The following is a 21516-nucleotide window of genomic DNA, read 5'->3' as shown; positions in this document are numbered from 1 at the left end:
AAACTTGTCAATAATTATGAATAAATTCTTTTCTCTAACAGCCCTTGTTACTGTGTGTTTAGTGAGTGTAAGTCAGGCGCAAAATACGCCTCAACCTACCCAAAGTATGCAGGAGCAGTATGATAAGCTTCATGGTAATACACCTAAAAAGACAACAACACAACCTGCTAAATCAAAAACCGAAACGCCGCAAAAGCCCATTTCTAAATCAGCTCCCCAAAAAGAAGTAGCTCAAAAACCCAAGGCGTCGAGTAGTGGTGAAAGTGGAGGATTTAAGTTTAGTGTAGGAGTGAGAGGAGGGGCCAATTACTCTACCATAAGTGATGTAGCAGGTATAAATCCCAAATCCATCATTGGATACCACGGAGGGCTTATTTTTAATTTAGGAACAGAAACTTTTTCTGTTCAGCCAGAGGTATTGTACTCACAAGTCGGCTTTAAGTCTGAAACCAATAATTTAGGAGTCTCGGCTTCTGGTACTACTACTTTCAACACAATTACCGTCCCAGTGCTTTTGAAAGTTGGTTTTGGCCCCGAAAACCTAAAAGTGTTTGTCAATGCAGGGGGATATGGAAGCTATGCGTTGAATGCCAATGCCAAAATTAAGATTGGCGCAAACACAATCAACGAAAAAATAGACTTTGCCAACAATGAGGGAGGCCGTATCGAATACGGTGCTGTAGGTGGCTTAGGTGTGTCATTTGGCTTGGGTGCCGCTAAGTTACTTATTGAAGGGCGGTATTTTTATGGTTTGGGCAACAATTCAAAAAGTATCCCTGGCGTAGACAAGTCGTATTTTAGAAATATTCAAGGATCAGTAGGACTTTTATTCCCTTTAGGAGGAAAATAAATTTATCTCATTATCTTTTTACAAATGCTTGATGCTGTTGGGTATCAAGCATTTGTTTTATTGTACTAGGGAGGTGTCGTGGATTGCTTACGGTCACATTGATTAAATAAAACGCTCGCCCACCACTCAACATGCGCCATCGAAAATCTAATTGGCTACTTGTGTGGGTATCGCCGTCCGAAAACCACCATGCGCTATAAAGTACGTTTTGGCCCTTCGTCATTTTTGCCTCATAGCAGCGGATACCTGCAATGTTTGTTTCTTTGATCATTATAATTTTATACCCACTACCGCGCCAACATATATAAGGGCTATGCTCTACACTATAAAAACTAGGAATAGATTTGAGGTATATCAGTGATGTGGAGTTGCGTAGCTGCGTGATACCATGCTGAAGTGGGGTGTGGGTGTATCCTACAGGAGCCGAAAAAGTAGGATAAAAAACGGAAGAGGCTGAATAAGGTTTCCACAAAAGGTAGATGACCCACGACAAACTGCCGATATATACCAACCCTTTTTTCCAAGAAATACTGATTTTTCCCCAAGAAATTGTAGAAGAAAGGGAGGTTGAGGGGGAAGGGTGTAAATGATAGAAGCCCTTAATAATGAGTGCCAACGGAAGCCAAACATATACTAAAACGCACACCAGACCTGCCAGTTCGTGCAATGGGTGCTCAGGAGGCCAACCTCCCAAAACTAGCACAATAATACGAACCAAATTGGCCGCAATATTAAGCCCTAATATGAGCATTAATAGCGCTAATATCGCCCCCCAGGGAAGTCTGTAGTTGTGCTTTTTTGAGGCTTGGCTTATCAAAAATACCCCTGCCAAATAAGAAAACCCCAATAAATGCAAACCTATACAAGCCGCATCGACGCTGAAGTCATGCCCGTCTAGAGTGAGCAGGTTGCCAGATATTTTGACTTGGTAGCCTATTAGCTTAAGAAGATACCCAGCCCAATAGCTGATTTGAAGTCGAATCGGAAAACTAAAAACCTCAGACAAGTATCTAAACAGAGGGGATATTACGATGCCAATTACTGCCCAAAGCCATAGCCTTTGGCGCGATATACTACTTTCGACTATCCAAAGCAAGGTTAGAAATACCAACAGAAACTTAATGGTTTGCATAGGCACTAGCCATGCCCATACCGATACCAATACCACAAAGCCTGTAAGTCGCCAACTAATCGGACGACGCTGACGAGTGAGACTTGCCACTAATACCACTCCTCCCGCCGCGAAAGTAAGAGGCTCAGAAAAGATTGCCATTGGGTCGAATCCAAGCATAAACAATCAGACAAATCAACAAAATCACCAGAGCCCACTCATGAGGCTCTGGTATAGCCCCCGATTTTTTGAGGGCGGCGTTATCGAGGCTGTTAATTGATTTTTTAAGGTCAAATCGCGCATAATCGGCTTGCGTTTCTAACACCACCAAGCTTGAAATAGGAGATACGATATGAGCCTGTGCAGCTTCCGCAATCAAGGTATCTGCTAAATTTTCTTTTTGGAAATATTTGCCTCCAATCTGCTGTAAAAGATGATTATAAGCGTATAAGCGCAGTAAATGGTCGGGTGCTTGCAGTGTTTTAGAAGCGCTGCTGTGGGCTAGATACGGTTCTTCTTTAATAATCATCTGCGCCGATTCGACCAGTGCCACCAATGGAGTTTCGGATGTTTTTGGTATCCTAAATTGACGTTTTTTTATCAAAACCTCTAGCTTGTTTGTTGAAGAATGTACGACTGTTAATAAGCGCAATTCATGTAATGTCTTTACGTAAGGCGAGAGAATATTGTTCAAACAAACCGTCGGGATTGAGGGCAAATGAGCTGCTTTTTTAGTAAGATTTTGGGCAAATACACTTCCCTTTATATCTTGTAAAGTCGGAGCATTGGGTGTGCCCGCAGTAATTAGCAACGATTGGGTGGGATTAGTGATTCGGTAAATAGGAAATAGACTGAAGCGGTACTGGGATAGCCTCTTAAAAACCTCTCCGGCGTTTTGCGGGCTAATGCTTATCATTTCGTTGTCATACACCCACAGGTTTTTATAATTGAAAAGCTGACATATCTTTTCAAAGTCTGATTGTTGCCATGCTTCATTAATGTCTAGATAAATATTGTTTGGTAAAAAAAGAGCTAGACTAGGACGATAAGGCGCTAATTGATAGGCTTTTTGTTGGAAAATAAACTTGTTGGGTGAAAGCGAGGGAGCAATAAATTTCAAGACCCAAGCAGGGGTATAATTGCCTTGGTACGATACCATAAGATGCTGATTTAAGGGCCAAAGGCCCTGCCATCCTTCTACTTTTTCGGTTAATTCTACCCTTATGGTTTCGGTAGTATGGAGCGTAGACGGGCCTTTGAAATGGATATTATGGTATACCAAATTGTTTCCTTCTATTTTTAGAGGAGACGTAATCCCAATCTTAAAGCGTCTATTTTCACGAGGAGTACATGGAAAAACCCTTACTTTGACCGTATTTCCTTCCTGCCAATGCACCACCGAGGGGTCGCGACGCTCCACTCCAACGACAGTTTTATAAGCCGAATCTGCCTTAGTGGTGGTGGTAAGATAGCCTTTCTCTTCACGTTCGCCAATCCACAAAGATAAGGCACTCACCACAGAGCCTTCTGGTAAATAAAAAGTATAAATAGCTTCTTCTTGTTGCCAAGAGTTAGGCGATACATTCTGGATAGACAGGGTTTTTTCGGTATAAGCCAGCCGATATGAAGGATAGATTCGTGTATTCGTGATCACTTGATTAGTTTGGAGGTCAGAACCGGTCCAGATTCGCTCTTGAGCATCATGCCGCGCATCGTAAAGCGTTTCCAAAATCTTAATTCGTTCGTTTGAAGAAACTTCTAACGACGTCCACCATGCTCCCAATACTACGATAGGGTCATGATAGCGAATGCCTTCAAATCGATTGGAAGAAGGTGTAAAGTCAAAATTGTTGGTAGGAGTATGATACACTAGGCCACTTTTGAGGATGCGCTCAGTGATCCAGCTCTTATCGATTTGCTGCGCCAATTTTGTCCAATTAGGGAGTTCATCCGAGGTGTTTAATTCAGTAGTGGTGTAGAGATTGTTGAGACGATAGGTCGTCAAACTCCATTGAAAAATCATTAGCCCTATGCAAAAAATCGGAGCCATAAGTCCCCATACAATAGGCTGAGGCCGGTAGCTGAGAAAACCTTGGTAGATGATTTTGAGATGGGAAGCCAGTAAAAACAAAGGGACAAAAGAGTGGAAGCCCAAGCCTAAAAAAAGAATTCCTAAGGTACTAAGAGGGTATGTTGGTAATAAATACACCGCAAAGTATAACCACAGGAAAAACGAACTACCCCAACCTACATAAAATGCCCATTTGAGACGATTGGGTAGCAAAGGTAAAGTACTATAAACAATAGAAAGAGCCGCCGAAGCCACTAAAACTATTTCTAGCCAAGTTGTTGCTTGCTGAAAAGCAGGCAAATAACGATTAAGTGCAAAGCAGCTTATGATCCAAAGCCACCAATTCAGAAGGCGATGGGGGATTGAATGAGAAGGTTGTCGCTTCCAAAAGACCTTCATGTCTTTAACGCTGAAGAGGTAAAAGCTGTAAGAAATGGCAATGGCATAATTAAGGAAAAACGCTGAAAAGTACCCTTCTTTGTTAGTTTTCCAGCTATCTACTATCAAAAACCATCCTGTACTGACGCATAGGCAAGCGAGTCCTAGGAGATAATTAGGCCCTACCAAAGACCACCATTTTTGCAAGCATTGAAGCAATGAGGGCTTTTCTTCAAGGCTAAAAGAATTCGAAAAGAGTTTCATTTTTTTAAAAGTACTTTGTTTTTCAAAGTTAAATACCAAAAAATAAAAGGCAATCAATATTGCCCTGTACGGATAAATGCTTCTAAGGCATTGAGGTGATTGGTGAATGCCTGTTTGCCTTCAGGTGTAGCGCCATAGGTAGTGTTTGGCTTACGTCCTATAAATTGCTTCTGGACAATCAAATAGCCTTGTTCTTCGAGAGCACGCAAATGAGTAGCAAGATTGCCATCGGTTAGGTTGAGAAGTTCTTTAAGAGAATTGAAACTCAACGACTCATTGACCATCAAAACTGACATAATACCAAGTCGCGCTTTACTTTCAAAGGCTTTGTTGAAATGTTCGAGCATTCGTTTAAATTAGTCTTTCTTTATGAGCAGTTGTAGACTGCAAGTTGATTATATAAATAAAAGATTAAAAATAAAATTTTAGATATGTATAGTCCAATGTAGGGTTTTTGGGAACGAACATGAAAACTATACAAAAAATAAAAAATTGAGGTTAAAACTTTTACACTTTTTGTACTAGCAAATGTAAGCTTATGGATGAGAAGAAGAGCGATCGTATTTAAAATACATCACTGCTCCGTATATAATATGCAATACGCCAAACCCAAAAGCCCATATCAATAAGTTATATCCTGTTAGGAATAGTGAAAAGAGCCCCAAAACTACTTCTGATATTCCTAAATATTCTAAATCGCGTACGGTATATTTACTAGCATTGAGTAAAGCAAGTCCATAAAAAATCAACGTAGCTGGAAAACTTACCCATAAAATACCCCGATAAAACATCGCCAAACAGAAAATTCCGCCTGTTACGAGGGGAATCAGTAAACTAATAACGACGCGTTTAGAGGTACTGTTCCATATGGGTTGTCCTGCTTTTTTTGCTTTACGTACCGTAAAAAATATACCAAATCCTATAGCTAAAATCAAGACGATGGCACCATCCAATAGCACAAACTCCATCATTTGGCGACGTGTGAAACCCGCTAACTGAGCGCTTTGTTCGTCATAAAGGGTATCGGTTTTGAGGCGTAGATACGCAACAGTCGCCCCAATAAGAGCCACTATTCCGGCCGAAATCCCCGATAGTCCACTTAAAGAAAGGAACTTAGAGGAACGCTGCATCAAATCCCGGATTTCGTTAAGGGTTTCTAGAGGTTGGTTTGAAGAGTTCATGCTTTGATTTAATGATTGAGCGAATTGACGGTTAGATAAATTTTAGGCCCAAAAACAGCTATTCCGACTACCACAGCGGCTAAAGTCATGATTAAAACTCCCGCAGCGGCAAGGTCTTTGATTGCCTTAATTTGTGGATGTATCTCAGGAGACACCATATCGCACAATTTTTCTAGCGAAGTATTAAAAGCTTCAGCAGAGCATACTCCTCCAATAGCAAACGCCACACATGCCCATTCTATATTATTAATCCGAAACCATACACCCGCCCAAACCACCACTATAGCGGCTATGAGATGAAAGCGAGCGTTGTTTTCATATTGAAATAGAGCTTTGGTCCCTTCTATAGCGAAGCCGAAGCTTCGAAACATTTTGCGTAAATTGACCATTGGTTTTACAAAAAATAACGGCTAATTTTTAACTTCCTTAGGTTTGTAGGTGTACAACCAAAAAGCAGAGTATATAATTAGCATAGCAAACGAAAATGCTACAGTTAATTTGATCGCAACAGGATTTTGTAAACTACTTGCGGTATACCTTACCAGTGAAAAAGGGTTTGTAATAATATCCCAACTATTCCAACGCCCAAAACGCCCTAAATAAACGCCATAACTTGATACAATGAGGCTGCCTACCATTATCGTCCACGCCCAAATTCGATTGCTTACTTGATCGATAAGACGATGAATAAGCAGGGCAGAGTATAAGCCCGCAAGAAGCCCTGCTAATGCAAAAGAGAAACTTAGTAGCGAATCATACCATAGCAAATAATCAGGCACTTCTTTGAGGTGAATAAGGTCGGTAATAAGATAGGGTGCATTGGGGAAAAACAATAACCACAACATCACTCCCATGCCAATCCCTACACGAGAAATTATTTTTTGTTGCCAAAGTACTCGCGTCAAATAAGCCACTAGCAAAGGAATCCATGCTAAAAACAAATTCCAAAATAAACCAAAGTGCCCTAAAGAATCCGTAATAAGGATTCTCCCGGTAAGCATAGCTACGCCAACCCCCGAAATCAGTGCCAATTGTAGTAATTTGTTTTGCATTTTACGGAAAGAACTTTGTTTTGCAAAGTAATAAAAAAATAAACTCACTATCTAATTAAATGAAGAGAAATTTTAGTTGGGGCCTAAGTATATGTCAAGACCTATAAGAGAAAAGAAGTCCAAAAGCCAACAAAATCTTACTTTGAGCTGATTAAGGTCATTTTTAATCCATTTTTAACCTTCAAAATTGCCGTTTTAAGGAGGATAAAGTTTTATTGCTTCTTAAGCTAAGTAGAAACATAATTTGGCATATTGTTATGCAAGCAGCATAATTTTAATGTAACTTTTGTTTTGACAATTAATTTATTTGTTATTTTTGGCACAGTTATCTTAATCTAAACTAAATTTTAAAGGATGAAAAACAGGTTTACACTGCTAGCTGCAGTAGCTATGCTATTGTGCAGCTTATCGATGTTTGCCCAAGATCGCACCATTACGGGTAAAGTAACCGCCGACGATGGTTCGGTGTTGCCAGGTGTAAGTGTGACGGTACGCGGTACGACCCGCGGAGCTACTACCGACGCAGACGGAAGCTACAAAGTATCAGTTCCAAACGGTGCTCAATTGGTATTTAGCTTTATTGGTTTTGCCAATCAAGAAGTGACGGTAGGTAGTCAGAGTGTGATTGACATTAAGCTTATTCCTGATGTTTCGCAGCTTCAAGAGGTGGTGGTAACTGCCTTGGGTATTTCTCGTGACAAACGAGCAATCAACACCTCCGTCCAAGAAATCAAGGCTGATAAACTGACCGCTGCTCGTGATGCAAACGTAGCAAACGCCCTTGCTGGTAAAATCGCTGGGGTACAAGTACTTGGGCAGTCGGGGGCTAAGTTTGGTACGCCTGATATTCGAGTGCGCGGGGTCAATACCCTCACAGGTGGTAGCCCTCTTTACATTGTTGATGGAACTCCTACCGACATCAACGCTGTAAACATGGACGATGTAGAAAACCTTTCGGTATTGAAAGGACCTGCGGCAACGGCTCTATATGGAAACCGTGCTGCGGGCGGAGTGATTTTGATTACCACAAAGCGCGCCAAATCTGGTGAATCTCGCTTAGATATCAATCACAGTACTACATTGGATATGGTAGGTCTTCTTCCTAAGTATCAAAATGAGTATGGTGGTGGATATTCGCAAGATTGGGAAATTTTTAAGTTTAACCCTGCCATTCACCCTGCTTCTTGGTCGTCATTTGACGGGCATAAGATGCTAGATTATTCAGCTGATGAAAGCTGGGGACCCAAAATAGACGGTTCTCTGCACCGTTCGGCGTGGTCGTGGCAGTCTGGTCCTGAGTTTGGACAACTCACTCCTTTTGTAGCTAATCCTAACAATGTTCGGGATTTCTTCGAAAAGCCAATAAGTCATAACTCTAACATTTCCTTTTCAAAAGGAGGTGACAATTACCAAACGCGCATCTCTTATACCCACATTATTAATAACGGTATTGTCCCTAATAGTAGTCAAACACGTGACTTTGTGAGTGCTAAAAACTCGCTAAATGTATTTAAAGGGCTAACGGCTGATTTGAACATCAATTATTCTGCTACTAGAGGGGTAAACATCCCTGCCGATAACTATGGGTCAAGTGGGGGTAGTAACTCAACAGGATTGGGAGGCGCTATTTTGAATGGATTTAACCAGACAATCGGTTCATTTAATCAATGGTTCCAACGCCAATTGAGCATTGAAGATTTGAAAAACTATAAGAATGCTGACGGAACTTTTCGGAGTTGGAATATCGGTGGACCATTAGACGCTAAGCCTAAATATTGGGATAGCCCTTATACTCAAGTGTATGAAAATACCAATAGCCGTCGTGATACTCGTATTTTTGGTGATTTTGGTCTTAACTACAAATTTACAGATTACTTAAAACTAGCTTTAGTGGCTCGTCGCGACCAACGTCAATACTTCCAAGAGGGACGTATTGCGGCAGGTACTTTGAACGAAGGGGGTAAAGGTGGATACTCAAACTTAGTACTTAATTCTCGCGAAAATAACTATGAGGCTCTTTTAAGCTTTAACAAAAATTATGGAAAACTTTCGGTAGTTGCCAATGCGGGTGGTAATATTCGTTATAACCTTTCTGAATATTTTATTCAAGCAACCGTGGGTGGACTTACTACGCCAGGTTTCTATAACATTGCAGCTTCTAAAGATCGCCCAAGCGTATCTAATGTAAAAGGAGAACGTCGTATCAACAGCTTGTACGGAAATGTGAGCTTAGGATACAATAACATTTTCTTCTTAGAAGGTTCGTTGCGTAACGACTGGTCATCTACATTACCTAAAAACAATAACTCGTATTTATACCCCTCACTCTCTGGAAGTATTGTTTTCTCGGATTTGTTGCCTCATAGCGGTTTCTTGTCCTATGGTAAGATTCGTGGAGGTTATGCACAAGTGGGTACAGATATTGGACCTTACAACACTATGTTGACCTATGGTACTGGAAACCCTTTTGGTTCAAATCCTACCATGTATCTACCAACTACGTTGCCTAACGAAAACTTGAAACCAGGCTTGTCTTCTTCGTATGAAGGAGGTATTGACTTGAAGTTTTTCCGTAATCGTGTTGGTTTAGAGTTTACTATGTATCAAAACAACAACAAAGATCAGATCATTCCTTTGGCAGTAGCCCCTACGAGCGGTTATAGCAATGCCATTATCAACGCAGGTTTGATTCGTACTAAAGGTTGGGAGGTGCATATCAATGCCGTTCCAGTAAAAGGAACTAAATTCCAGTGGGAAACTGATTTGAACTTTGATCGTAGTACTTCAAAAGTAATAGAGTTGGCTCCTGGTTTGACGAATTACCAACTAGGCTCTACATGGAGAGGTCTTACGATCAACGCGCGTGAAGGCGAAGAATGGGGATTGTTCTCCGGAAGTAAAATACGCCGTAACGAAGCAGGTCAGCCTATTTTGGATGCAAAAGGGCTTTATCAATTTGATTTGAATCAACCTCTGGGATCTGTGTTGCCGAAATTTAAGGGTGGTTTCTTAAATAACTTTACGTACGGAAACTGGAACATGAGAGTCAATACTGACTTTATTGTAGGTGGTAAATTCTTCTCTGTTACCAAAATGTTTAATGCGTATGCCGGCTTGGCTGCCGAAACGGCTGGACTTAACGAATTGGGTAAACCAAAGCGCGATCCTGCGTCTGAAGGAGGTGGTATTTTGATTGATGGAGTAGGGCCTGACGGAAAAACGCCTAATACTGTTCGTGCAGAGACGCAAACACTGTACGAAGACCGTTTGTTTGCATTACATGACTATTGGATTTTTGATCAAACATTCGTGAAGTTGCGTGAAGTATCAATTGGTTACAACTTCCCTAAAGCTATTTTGGGAAAAGTGATTAAGTCTGCTAATGTGTCGCTGATTGCGCGTAACCCTCTATTGATTTACAGTGCTGTAGGTGGTGGTATTGATATTTCAGAAGCAGAGAGCTACTGGACTGAAGGTGGTCAGTTGCCTCCTGTACGTTCATTTGGTATCAATCTCCGTTTGGGCTTGTAATACCCCGGAGTAGTTTGAACTTCAGTACAATTTTCAAAAAGAAACATTTTATGAAAAATACAATTTTAAAATCAATTCTTGGGGTGGGGTTGCTATTCTCGGTGACTTCATGTAGTGATTTTGGGGACATGAATGTGAGTCCCAATAGTCCCGCCAATCCAAATACGGCTAGTTTGTTGACGGGTGTTTTACGAAATGTAGGAAGCACCAGTACAAATATTATGCCTGCCTTGTATGCACAGCAGTTTGGCGATGTCACTTACATTGAAGAGTCACGTTATAAAACTGTACAGGTAGATTATAATGCATTGTACACAGGACCCCTAAGCAACTTGCAGTATATCATCAAACTCAATACCGATGAAGCTACCAAAAGTACTGCAGCTGCCAATGGCTCTAACGCCAACCAAATTGCAACGGCTCGTATTTTGAAAGCTTACTTTTTACAGTACATCACTGACCGCTGGGGCGATATTCCTTACTCTGAGGCATTGAAAGGAGTTGATAATTTTAGTCCTGCTTTTGATACACAGCAAGCTATTTACAATGATTTGTTTAAGGAACTAAAAGAAGCACAATCGCAATTTGATGCTGGTAAAACTGTAGTGGGAGATATCCTGTTGAGTGGAAATGTAACCAAGTGGAAAAAGTTTGCTAACTCTTTACGTCTTATTGCTGCTCTTCGCTTGTCAAAAGTAGACCCTGCAAAAGGTAAAACGGAATTTGCCGCAGCCTTGGCAGATGGGGTTATTGCTGCCAATGCTGATAACATAAAATATACGTATTTGTCGGAAGCAAATAATGAACATCCACTTTACAATAATTACATCACCACCAATCGTAAGGATTATGCGGTGAGTAGTACTTTTGTGAATACCTTAGTAAAGCTGAAAGACCCTCGCCTACCAGCAATGGCCGAGAAAAACATTAACGGCGAATATCGCGGTGTGCCTTATGGGGTGTTTCCAGTGACTTGGAAAGCGCAAGATGTATCTTTAGCGGCGCCTTCTATGCGTCAACAAAACTCCTCTGTCAACGTAATTACGTATGCGCAAGTGTTGTTGGCTCAGGCCGAAGCGGCAGCTTTAGGGTGGACTTCTGGAAACGCCAAAGACTTGTATGAAGCAGCCATTAAGGCTTCTTTAGAACAATGGGGCGTGTACAATGAAGCAGATTATAAGGCTTACATTGCACAGCCTGACGTAGCTTTTACTTCTGCTAAGGCAATTGAGCAAATCAGCGTACAGCGTTGGATTGCATTGTTTTATCAAGGAAGTGAAGCGTGGGCAGAATGGCGTCGTACTGGCTTTCCAGTATTAACTCCAGCGGCTAACCCATTAAATGGAGGAAAAGATATTCCGCGTAGAATGGCCTATCCTGCTACGGAGTCAAACCTTAATAAAACCAACTACAATGCAGTAGTAACCAGGCAAGGTAAAGATGACCAATATACTCGTGTATGGTGGGATAAATAAATTTTTAAAATTAGTACCATAGAAAAAGGGAGCCGAGAGGCTCCCTTTTTCTATGGTACTATTACTAGTTTGCCCATTGCTCGTCTTTGGGTCAAATCATACAAAGCTTGAGATGCTTCCGACAAGGCGTAGGTTTTTTGGATATGAGGTTTTAGAATTCCTCTCTGATAAAAATCAAATAATTCTTGAATATTTTGAAAGTTGGCTTTGGGTTCTTTTTCTACAAACGCTCCCCAAAAAACACCCATAATAGAGCAACCTTTTAGCAAGGCTAAATTGAGAGCAATAGAAGGGATTGGGCCGGCCGCAAAACCTACTACTAAGTGGCGGCCTTTCCAGTTGAGTGATCGAAGGGCCGGTTCAGTAAACGCTCCTCCTACGGGATCATAGACTACATCTACTCCGCTACTTTCTGGCAGATTTTTAAGGGCTTCTCTCAAATCTTGCGTTTGATAGTTGATACATTCATCTGCCCCATAAGCTTTACAGAGGGCAAGCTTTTCATCACTTGAAGCAGCAGCTATTACTTTTGCGCCCATGATTTTGCCGAGATTGACCGCCGCCAATCCGACACCCCCTGCTGCGCCCAATACGAGCAATGTTTCGCCCGCTTGGAGCTGTGCACGATTCTTAAGCGCATGGTACGAGGTGCCGTAGGTGTACATAAACGACGCTGCTACGGTATAATCCATGCCCGCAGGCATCCGAAAAACCCGATTCGCATCTACTGCTGTTTCTTCGGCAAAGCCTCCCCAGCCTGGCATTGCAAATACACTATCTCCTATCTTTAAGTGAGATACTTCTTCGCCTAGTGCTTTGACGATTCCTGCAAGCTCTCCGCCTGGCGAAAAAGGAAACGCTGGTTTAAATTGATATTTTCCTTGGATAATCAGAGTATCGGGAAAGTTGACGCCACAGGCTTTTATTGAAATCAAGACTTGCTTGTTGGAGATAGAAGGCGTAGGCACGTCATCCAACACTAAGCTTTCAGGAGAACCATATTGCTTACACAAAAGCGCTTTCATAGAGGATTACTTTAAAATTTCAACTTCGATTCCACTGGCAGAGTTGGCTTGATGATATACTCGATGAGTTGCTTTAATAAAATCCTTTTCATCAGCTAAGTATATATTAGGAACATACTTCTGCGGATTGCGGTCAAACAGCGGAAACGCAGTGCTTTGTACTTGAACTTGGATACGATGCCCTTTTTTGAAAGTATGCAGTACATCTTGCAAACGGAATTGGATGTCTGTGACTTTATTGGAGGTAAGTGGTTCGGGTTTTTCAAATGAATTACGAAAACGCGCCCGCATGATTTCGCTTCTTACCATTTGATGATAATTGCTCAAAATCACGTTTTTGTGAGGCATATAGGCATGATTGGGTTCCTCGCCAGGATATACATCAATAAGCTTTACAAAAAAATCGGCATCGCTACCGGTAGTGCTGGCTTTGAGTTTGACGGTTATTTCGCCCCCCAGTGTCATGTCTTCTGTCAAAGGTTCCGTCTCAAACACAAGTACATCCGTACGTCGGGCCGCAAATCGTTGGTCGTCCGACATATAATTGAACGGGGTGAATCCCAAGGTTTGGGTATTGTCTTCTACGTAAGGGACTGGCTTGAGAGGATCGCTGATGTATTCGCTAAAAGAAGCATTGGCTTTGGGAGCTTCGAAAGCTAATTTTCTATTAGGCTGAAAATAAAGCGTCTTTTTCGCACTTTTGTTGGTAGGCCACTGCTCAAATTTTTCCCATACTTTTTTGCCAGTATCAAATAGGTATGCATCCGGCAGGCCCGTTTTGCCATCAGCAGCTCCTTTTAAGAAATGATGAAAAAAAGTAGTTTCTATTTCGCGCTGATAAAAAGTAGCGACACTATCCCCAAAATAAACGTTGCTGTGGAGGGTATGCCCTGTTTCTTGTGACCAACGACCGTGTCCGAAAGGCCCCATCACAAGGGTATTGTAAGTGCCGGGATTGTTGCGCTCAAGGGTTTTGTAAACAGTGAGTGGGCCATACAAATCTTCCGCATCAAACCACCCACCCACAGTCATGATAGCATGTTTGACATTTTTGAGATGAGGGACAATGCTTCTTTTTTGCCAGAATTCATCATAGTTTGGATGGTCTTTGTGTTCTTGCCAAAAAAAATTGTCTTTATAATACTTGTCAAAATTTTTGAGAGGCCCTAAGTCTAGGTTAAATTGGTAACCGTCCTTGGTTTTGGGCTGTATCATTCCTGAGAGCCACCAATTGTCGGTCGTGGGCTTGGGATGTTGGATACCAAAAACCGGAAATGTCATAAAATAACCTTGCGTAAAAGCACCATTGTGGTGAAAATCGTCAAAAAAGAAATCAGAAACAGGCGCTTGCGGAGAAGACGCCTTCAAGGCGGGGTGTTGACTTAATGCTCCTGCTACTGTATAAAAACCAGGGTAACTAATGCCCCATTGACCTACTCTTCCGTTGTTGTTAGGGATATTTTTCAACAGCCACTCAATCGTATCGTAGGTATCAGACGATTCGTCTACTTGTGTTTTGCTAGTTTTGTTAGGGATTTGGGGCGTCATATTGGTCCAAGTACCCTCACTCATGTAGCGGCCTCGCACATCTTGATACACAAAAATGTATTTGTCTTCCATCAAAAATTTGTTGGGGCCTAGTCTGCCTGCATATTTATCTACTCCATAAGGTGCCACGCTGTAGCAAGTGCGTTGCATCAAAAAAGGATAAGATTTGGAAGCGTCTTTGGGCGAATACACAATCGTATGAAGCTTAACGCCATCACGCATCGGAATGTCATATTCGGCTTTTTGATAATTTTCTTTGACCCATTCTACCTGTGAAAAAGCGTTTAAAGAGCAAAAAATAAGTCCGTAGATGAAGAGAAGAGATTTCATAAAACTGTTTTTTTGATAAGTAAATAATCCCCTTCTGAATTGGTTTTAAGCTTGGTGAAACCCTCAGCGGAGTGATTCTTTAAAAATGTTTGAAAGCCTTCGTCTTTCTCGAAATAGGCTTGCATATCGTGAGTCATCAGGATAAAATTGACATCCTTTTCCTTCACAAAGTTTGAGAAGTTTTTGGAGGTATATTCTTCCACATGTATCCAGTCAGAACTTTCTTTCAAAAACACCCGATACCAATCGCGTTCTAGTACCCGAAGACGGGTTTTAGGGGCGATTTTAGTAACAAAACGTACATTGTCGGCAGAAGGGGTGGATTTTGGCTGATGATATTCCCACACTTTTATTCCTAAAAACAATACCAGTGCACTTGTCAAAAAGATGGTTTGGGCATTGACAGGCCAAAGGGCTATTTTTCTAAACGAAAGAGTATTAAGAAGATAGGTCAGTAGCCATAAAATTAAAATCAAATGGAAAACTAAATAATGTGTACGAGGATAAATAAGCAAAGTGGCAATAAGAGTGGGTAAAATAAGAACAATCAAGGCGATAAATCCCCATAAGTCAAAGGGCGACTTTTGGAGGTTTTGCCACGTATTACGATAGTTGATGAAACTCAAACCTAAAATCACAAAAATGCCCGCCAATACGGTTCGCCAAGGAGAGTACCAACCCCTAAAAAGTGTATGATAAAAAGTATCAACCACATTGTGAAGGTTGGCGGTAAGGGTATGAACGAGATTAGTAAATACATGCTTGAAAGCCCATGAAGGCTGATGCACAAGCGCATCGGTGAAGGTATTGACATCCTCGCCTAGTACTTGATGAAACAACTTGAGCTGAGCTTCTATCGTACTTGGTTCGGGTTGGTGCTGCCAAGCTGAGTAGTTTACAATGAAATGTTGCTGAAAAGCTACGGCACTACGGCTACTATCTCCACTAAAAAGAGGATTTTCAAATAACACATGCAGCAAAACAACAAGTACACCAAATGTAACTATAATGCCCCAAAATGCTTTGTGTACGAGCATTCTTTCTTTCCATATCCAAAAAATGCTTAGTATCAGGCCTAAAAGAAATGACACATAAAACTCAGGGCGGATATATGCACATACCAGCCCTATCAACGAAACCAAAAGAAACTGGAAAGATTTGGGCCAAAACTGGGCGTTGAAGTAAATAGCTGCCAAAGTACCTACAATCAAGCAAAAGGGAGCGATGGAGATTTTGGGGTTGAGAGGTAGATTTTGGGTAGAATACAAAAACAGAATTGCCAACCAAAGGCTCGCCCAGAAAGGGAGCGCTTGGGAGCGAAAAAATAAAAAGACCACAAGCCCCGCCAAAATGCTCAATAAGCCCCAATTAAAATAATATAAATCTAGGGCATTGGGAATGAACAGATGCCACAAAGCATACCATGCTGCATAAAGCGGCCCCCATTGTGCCCCCCCTTTGAAAGGGATAGAGAAGGCTAGCCCCGAACCTAAATAGGTAGTTTCATCGCCAAATTCAACATCTTTCCAAGCACTTAGATTATGTACGAGAATAACCCCCGCAATAAGTATAATAAGGAAACCGAGCCAATTAATACGCATAATATTCAAAACACAGCCAATAAAAAAGAGCTAAAAATTTTAGATTGAGTTATCGCTATCAGGTTGTACGGGTTGGGGACGAGGGGTGGGTATGATAGGTTGAACTTGCTGAGGTATCAATTCTACGCTCACCACAAAGTACTTAGTATCGCCATTCCAAGGAAGTTGGAAAAATTTTTCTTCATAATGGACAGACACCCGTTGTCCTGTTCGTTGTGATTGGTTGAGTGCTTCCAGTGCTTCTTTATTATCATCATCTACCGAAAAATCCCAGGTGGTAGAATTAAAGGTACCAGTACCATCCGACATACCTCCTACCATCAATTGCCCTTCGTGAGTTTTGAAAATATAACCGCGTCGGCTGATTTTTACCAACGACCCTACACGGGTACCATCACTAAAAGACCCAAATGAAACATAGTACAAAATACCACCTACAATGAGCAGAAAAATCGTTAAGAAAACCCACTTACGCATGATTTTAAAAGTTTGATGATTGATGGTTTGATTTGAAATATAGAGAAAACAATGGGAAAGTTTGATTTGAAAAATAATGTTGCTTTTCAAAAATGAAAAAAGTAATAAATCGCTAGGGTAGCTACTACTTTGTAGAGCGAACTTCGTAAAAGTACGGCGATTTTGCAACAGTCGTCTATTTGTCTTTAAAAATTACTACTTTTGAGCCTGTCATTAATCCATCATAAAGCAGATTTTAAAAGTGGCCTTAATCAAATCTATTTCTGGTATTCGTGGTACAATCGGGGGCAAAACAGGCGATTCGCTAACACCCATTGATGTAGTGAAGTTTTCTGCCGCCTTTGGGACTTGGCTCAAACGCAAAAATCCCACGAGTCATACAATTGTTGTTGGACGAGACGCTCGCCTTTCGGGAGATATGGTAAGCAAATTGGTAGTTTCTACTCTACAAGGTGTAGGGCTGAATGTGATCGATTTGGGCCTTTCTACTACCCCTACTGTCGAAATCGCCGTTCCTCTTGAAGGGGCGGTAGGAGGTATTATTCTTACAGCGAGCCATAATCCTATCCAATGGAATGCCCTCAAACTTCTGAATGGTCAAGGTGAGTTTATTTCGGGTGAAGATGGTGCCGAAGTATTGGCGTTGGCAGAAGCCGAGGATTTTGATTTTGTAGAAGTACGCAAGCTAGGAAAATATGTCGTTGATCATTCTTATTTCCAAAAGCATATAGACATGATTTTGGCGCTTCCTTTGGTAGACAAAGAAGCGATTACGGCCAAAAATTTCAAAATAGCCGTTGATGCCGTCAATTCTACGGGAGGAATTGCGATTCCGTTGTTATTGGAAGCATTGGGCGTAAAAAAAGAAAACATCAAGCTCATCAATTGTGACCCTACTGGCGACTTTGCGCATAATCCCGAACCTCTTCCCGAAAATCTGATTGAAATTAGCCATGAACTCAAGCGCGGCGATTATGATTTAGGAATTGTTGTAGACCCTGACGTAGATCGCTTGGCGTTAATTTGCGAAGATGGTACGGCTTTTGGCGAAGAATATACCCTTGTATCAGTGGCCGATTATGTACTCAAACATACCCTAGGCAATACCGTTTCTAATCTTTCTTCTACCGGCGCACTGCGAGATGTGACACTCAAAGCGGGAGCGCAGTACTTTGCGTCGGCGGTAGGTGAAGTCAATGTAGTCGAAATGATGAAGGCTCAAAATGCGGTCATTGGAGGTGAAGGCAATGGGGGGATTATTTATCCCGCTTTGCATTATGGTAGAGATGCACTCGTGGGAATCGCTTTGTTTTTGAGTCATTTAGCCAAATTTGGAAAATCTATCTCAATCCTGCGAAGAATCTATCCCAATTATCATATTTCAAAAAACAAAATAGAGCTTACTCCTGATATAGATGTAGATCTTGTTTTAGAGAAAATCAAACAGAAATACGCCAAAAACCCTGTCAATAGCATTGACGGAGTGAAGATTGAGTTTGATAAAGAATGGGTTCATCTTCGTAAATCTAATACCGAACCCATTATTCGGATTTATTCGGAATCTGAAACAGCGGCCACTGCCGACTATCTGGCCCAAAAAATAATCTCAGATATTAAGGAAGTAATTCATTAGCTTGTTTTTGAATGAAAAAACACAAAGCCGTCTTTATTGCACCCACTGCCTCAGTGATGGGGGAGGTTACGTTGGGCGAAAGTAGTTCGGTGTGGTATGGAGCAGTAATACGGGCAGATGTCGAAAAAATAATAATAGGTGACCGCACCAATATTCAAGACACGGCCGTTCTGCATGCTGATTTAGGATCTCCCACTATCATTGGAGATGATGTTACGGTAGGGCATGGAGCTATTGTTCACGGTGCCGTAGTAGGTAATGGCTCTTTAGTAGGAATGAGAGCCACGATTCTCAACAATGCGCAGATCGGTAAGTTTTGTATCATTGGAGCTCATGCGCTGGTGACTGAAGGGATGCAAGTGCCAGACTATTCGATGGTATTAGGTGTGCCAGCCAAAATAGTAAAACAGATTCCTGAACACCATGCGCACAAACTTCTTGAAAGCGCGGCTCATTACGTAGAAATGGGCCGTAAACATGCCAATGGAGAATATCCACTAATAGACTGATAATTTAATACTTAGAGATACAAATAGCCCAGTTCAAAAACAAATTGGCATTGTTTTTGAACTGGGCTATTTGTATTCATGATACTTCCCAAAAGTTTGTTTTACGACATTAAGGTATGAAAAAACTATACTTTTTTTTCCCGTTCCAAAACCAAACGAAACTCCTCGTATTGGTGATTTTATTTATCTATGGATGTCGTACTTCTAACGACCCTACCACTCCAGACAATGTTTCTAAAAGTGCCGATACTTATAATGCTGACGTAGCTCTTAAATGGGCAGAGATGAGCTTGAAGCTTACTCGACTTACGCCAGGTTTCACGCCTCCCGTGGCATCGAGGGCTTTTGGGTATGCTGGTGTAGCCATGTATGAGTCAGTGGTGCCCGGTATTAAGGCGCATCGTTCGTTGGCAGGACAACTCAACGGCTTGAAAGCCCTGCCTATACCCGAAGCAGGGAAAGAATACCACTGGGCTGCAAGTGCCAATGCCGGGCAGTGGTATATGGCCAAAAACCTATGGCCCAATGCAAGCGAAGCTGCTAAAAAATCGGTTGATTCATTGGCTCAGGCTTTCCGGACAGCTTTTGAAGCTGAAAGTAGCAAGGAGATTATAGCTCGCTCGGAGGCTTTTGGCGAATCGGTAGCAAAAGCCATTTTTGAATGGTCAAAAACAGACGGAGGGCATGAAGGGTATAATCGTAATTTCCCTGCCGATTTTAAAGTACCGATTGCTCCGGGGGCATGGCAGCCTACCGAAAACGGCCGGTTGATTCCGATGCAACCTTATTGGGGACGAAATCGCACTTTTATTACTGCTAATTCTAATCTGCCCATGCCTTTGCCTTTGGAAGTTTCGACCAAGCCAGAGTCGCCCTATTTTCAGCAATATTATGATGTTTATAAGAAAAATATCAGTCTTACTCAGCTCGAAAAAGAAATTTCAGTTTGGTGGGCAGACGACCCAAGTGAAACCTTTACGCCGCCAGGGCACTCTTATAATATCGCTCGCATTGCGGTCAAAACTAGCAATGCCAAACTAGATAAGGCCGTTGAAGCTTTTGCCCGGACGGGTATAGCTGTAGCCGATGCTTTTGTGCTGTGCTGGAAATGTAAATATGCTTTTAACAATGAGCGTCCCTATACTTTTATACGCCGCGCGGTAGATCCTCGGTGGGTTCCTTTCTGGCCTGCACCGCCTTTTCCAGGCTATTCGTCAGGACATTCTACGCAGTCTTCTGCTTCAGCAGTGGCGATGGAAGGTTTGTTTGGCACTGATTTTGCTTTTGTAGATGATTCGCATGTAGGTCGTGTGCGTGATACCAAACGAAACGTAGATTTCAAGGCACGTTCGTTTAAGTCGTTGTGGGCGGCAGCCGAAGAATCAGCCTATTCTCGGTTTTTAGGAGGGATTCATACTTTCCAAGACAATGACACTGGTTTGAAAGAAGGCCGTAAAATGGGACAAAATATTAATGCGCTTCGCTGGACAGAGTGATATTTTAGCCAAATACATACATTAGAATTCGTCTGTTGTTTAGCTTTTACGAGTCAACAGACGAATTTTTTTTTAAGGTAAGCTATTATTTATAACTTTGCCGCTGTGTTGTCATTGTTCCCAAAAAAGGGTCACTTTGTTGATTATCACTGCTTTATCAATAATTTTTTAATGGCTAACCAACATTCATTAAATTTCATAAAACTTAAAAACAATTTTTACGGTGAAAAACGGACTACTTATTTGGAATGCAGTTTTGACCTTGGCAGTAGCTTTTTTAGGATATCAACACTTTTCACATCACTCGTCGGATAGTGGGAGTAGTAGTGTGAGTGAGGCTTCAAAAGGTAAAAAAATCGTCTATGTACAAGCAGATAGTTTGCTCAAAAACTATGACTACTACAAAGACTTTCAGAAAGAATTTGAAAGTAAAGGCTTTCAATTAGAAAATGATTTGGCAAATAAAGGCCGTACTTTTCAAAACAAAATAGCCTTTTTTCAGCAACGTGCTCAACAAGGAGCCTTGTCGCAAGACCAAGCTCAGGCAGCCCAAGCTCAGCTGGGAAAGGAAGAACAAGAAATTGCTAAGTACCGCGACGACCAATTGCGTAAATTGGACGAAGAGCGTATCAAAAAAACAGAAGAATTTTACACCAATATCTTTGATTATATCAAGCGTTACAACAAAGACAATGGATATGAGTTTGTATTAGGATATAGCAAAGGTGGTGGAATTTTGTTTGCGGATGCCAGCTTAGACGTGACCAAAAAAATTGTGGAAGGACTTAACAAAGAGTATAAAGATAAAGCTGCTGCTCCTGCTAAGAAATAAATTTTGGCAATAGTCTTTTGCTAAGTAGCCGTTGGGATTTATCCAACGGCTACTTTTTTGTTTTTTAATAAACAATTTTCGCTAAATCATGGGCGTTAACAAACAAACTCCTTCGCCCTATTATTTGCTGTATGATACTTGTTTTACCTGTT

17 protein-coding genes are annotated in these 21516 nt (G+C 41.5%); 7 read left to right on the top strand and 10 right to left on the bottom strand.

The annotated features are described in order from the left end of the window. The first annotated feature begins 16 nt into the window (after positions 1–16). The gene (locus G563_RS0103530; protein WP_084650746.1) at positions 17–850 is read left to right on the top strand and encodes a porin family protein; all 834 of its coding nucleotides are present in this window, start codon (positions 17–19) and stop codon (positions 848–850) included. A 10-nt stretch (positions 851–860) separates the two neighbouring features. Here G563_RS0103530 and xrtN read toward each other — a convergent pair whose 3' ends face one another. From xrtN to G563_RS0103500, 6 genes are all read right to left on the bottom strand, one after another. Next, positions 861–2123, bottom strand: coding sequence for an exosortase N (gene xrtN / locus G563_RS0103525; protein ID WP_028664086.1), 1263 nt, complete (start codon positions 2121–2123; stop codon positions 861–863). After that, entirely contained in the window at positions 2107–4674 is a 2568-nt protein-coding gene (locus tag G563_RS0103520) for an XrtN-dependent VIT domain-containing protein (RefSeq protein ID WP_157585042.1), read from the bottom strand. Before G563_RS0103520 ends, xrtN begins: the two co-directional genes overlap by 17 nt. A 53-nt stretch (positions 4675–4727) precedes the next feature. Next, a complete protein-coding gene (locus G563_RS0103515) occupies positions 4728–5021 on the bottom strand; it encodes a winged helix-turn-helix domain-containing protein (protein WP_028664084.1) in 294 nt (97 codons plus the stop codon). Positions 5022–5210: 189 nt separating this feature from the next. After that, on the bottom strand, positions 5211–5855 hold the full coding sequence (locus G563_RS0103510; RefSeq protein ID WP_028664083.1) for a hypothetical protein: 645 nt from the start codon (positions 5853–5855) through the stop codon (positions 5211–5213). Between the two features lie 8 nt (positions 5856–5863). Continuing rightward, positions 5864–6244 carry a diacylglycerol kinase family protein gene (locus G563_RS33640; RefSeq protein ID WP_037325833.1) on the bottom strand — a complete coding sequence of 127 codons (381 nt, stop codon included), beginning with the start codon at positions 6242–6244 and terminating at the stop codon, positions 5864–5866. A gap of 21 nt (positions 6245–6265) precedes the next feature. Next, on the bottom strand, positions 6266–6907 hold the full coding sequence (locus G563_RS0103500) for a DUF1361 domain-containing protein (RefSeq protein ID WP_037325832.1): 642 nt from the start codon (positions 6905–6907) through the stop codon (positions 6266–6268). Positions 6908–7261: 354 nt separating this feature from the next. On the opposite strand from G563_RS0103500, the gene G563_RS0103495 reads away from it, so the two are divergent. Further along, positions 7262–10438, top strand: coding sequence for a SusC/RagA family TonB-linked outer membrane protein (locus G563_RS0103495; protein ID WP_028664081.1), 3177 nt, complete (start codon positions 7262–7264; stop codon positions 10436–10438). 50 nt (positions 10439–10488) lie between these two features. After that, complete coding sequence (locus tag G563_RS0103490; protein ID WP_028664080.1) at positions 10489–11913, top strand: SusD/RagB family nutrient-binding outer membrane lipoprotein; 1425 nt, start codon at positions 10489–10491, stop codon at positions 11911–11913. A 50-nt stretch (positions 11914–11963) separates the two neighbouring features. On the opposite strand, the gene G563_RS0103485 is transcribed toward G563_RS0103490, so the two are convergent. From G563_RS0103485 to G563_RS0103470, 4 genes are read right to left on the bottom strand one after another with little or no spacing between them, the layout of a single operon-like run. Continuing rightward, positions 11964–12938 carry an NADPH:quinone oxidoreductase family protein gene (locus tag G563_RS0103485; RefSeq protein ID WP_028664079.1) on the bottom strand — a complete coding sequence of 325 codons (975 nt, stop codon included), beginning with the start codon at positions 12936–12938 and terminating at the stop codon, positions 11964–11966. Between the two features lie 6 nt (positions 12939–12944). Further along, positions 12945–14816 (bottom strand): CocE/NonD family hydrolase, encoded by a 1872-nt coding sequence (locus G563_RS0103480; RefSeq protein WP_028664078.1) that lies wholly within the window; start codon positions 14814–14816, stop codon positions 12945–12947. Then, positions 14813–16417: a hypothetical protein gene (locus G563_RS0103475; RefSeq protein WP_028664077.1), complete on the bottom strand. Its 1605-nt coding sequence runs from the start codon at positions 16415–16417 to the stop codon at positions 14813–14815. The genes G563_RS0103480 and G563_RS0103475 overlap by 4 nt, the downstream gene beginning before the upstream one ends. Positions 16418–16456: 39 nt before the next feature. Beyond that, on the bottom strand, positions 16457–16894 hold the full coding sequence (locus tag G563_RS0103470) for a DUF8785 domain-containing protein (protein WP_028664076.1): 438 nt from the start codon (positions 16892–16894) through the stop codon (positions 16457–16459). Positions 16895–17135: 241 nt separating this feature from the next. Between G563_RS0103470 and glmM the strand changes: the two genes are divergently transcribed. The 4 genes from glmM to G563_RS0103450 all read left to right on the top strand — a co-directional run bounded on the left by glmM (position 17136) and on the right by G563_RS0103450 (position 21364). Then, a complete protein-coding gene (gene glmM, locus G563_RS0103465) occupies positions 17136–18527 on the top strand; it encodes a phosphoglucosamine mutase (RefSeq protein WP_028664075.1) in 1392 nt (463 codons plus the stop codon). Between the two features lie 11 nt (positions 18528–18538). After that, positions 18539–19036: a gamma carbonic anhydrase family protein gene (locus G563_RS0103460; RefSeq protein ID WP_028664074.1), complete on the top strand. Its 498-nt coding sequence runs from the start codon at positions 18539–18541 to the stop codon at positions 19034–19036. Positions 19037–19152: 116 nt separating this feature from the next. After that, positions 19153–20532: a vanadium-dependent haloperoxidase gene (locus G563_RS0103455; protein ID WP_051210733.1), complete on the top strand. Its 1380-nt coding sequence runs from the start codon at positions 19153–19155 to the stop codon at positions 20530–20532. A 223-nt stretch (positions 20533–20755) separates the two neighbouring features. Next, the gene (locus tag G563_RS0103450) at positions 20756–21364 is read left to right on the top strand and encodes an OmpH/Skp family outer membrane protein (RefSeq protein ID WP_028664072.1); all 609 of its coding nucleotides are present in this window, start codon (positions 20756–20758) and stop codon (positions 21362–21364) included. Positions 21365–21516: the final 152 nt, after the last annotated feature.

Origin of the sequence: Runella zeae DSM 19591 (assembly GCF_000423565.1) — a bacterium.
GTDB lineage: Bacteria > Bacteroidota > Bacteroidia > Cytophagales > Spirosomataceae > Runella > Runella zeae.
Note: the sequence above shows the minus strand (reverse complement) of the source record. Positions and strands in the feature narration are given on the sequence as shown.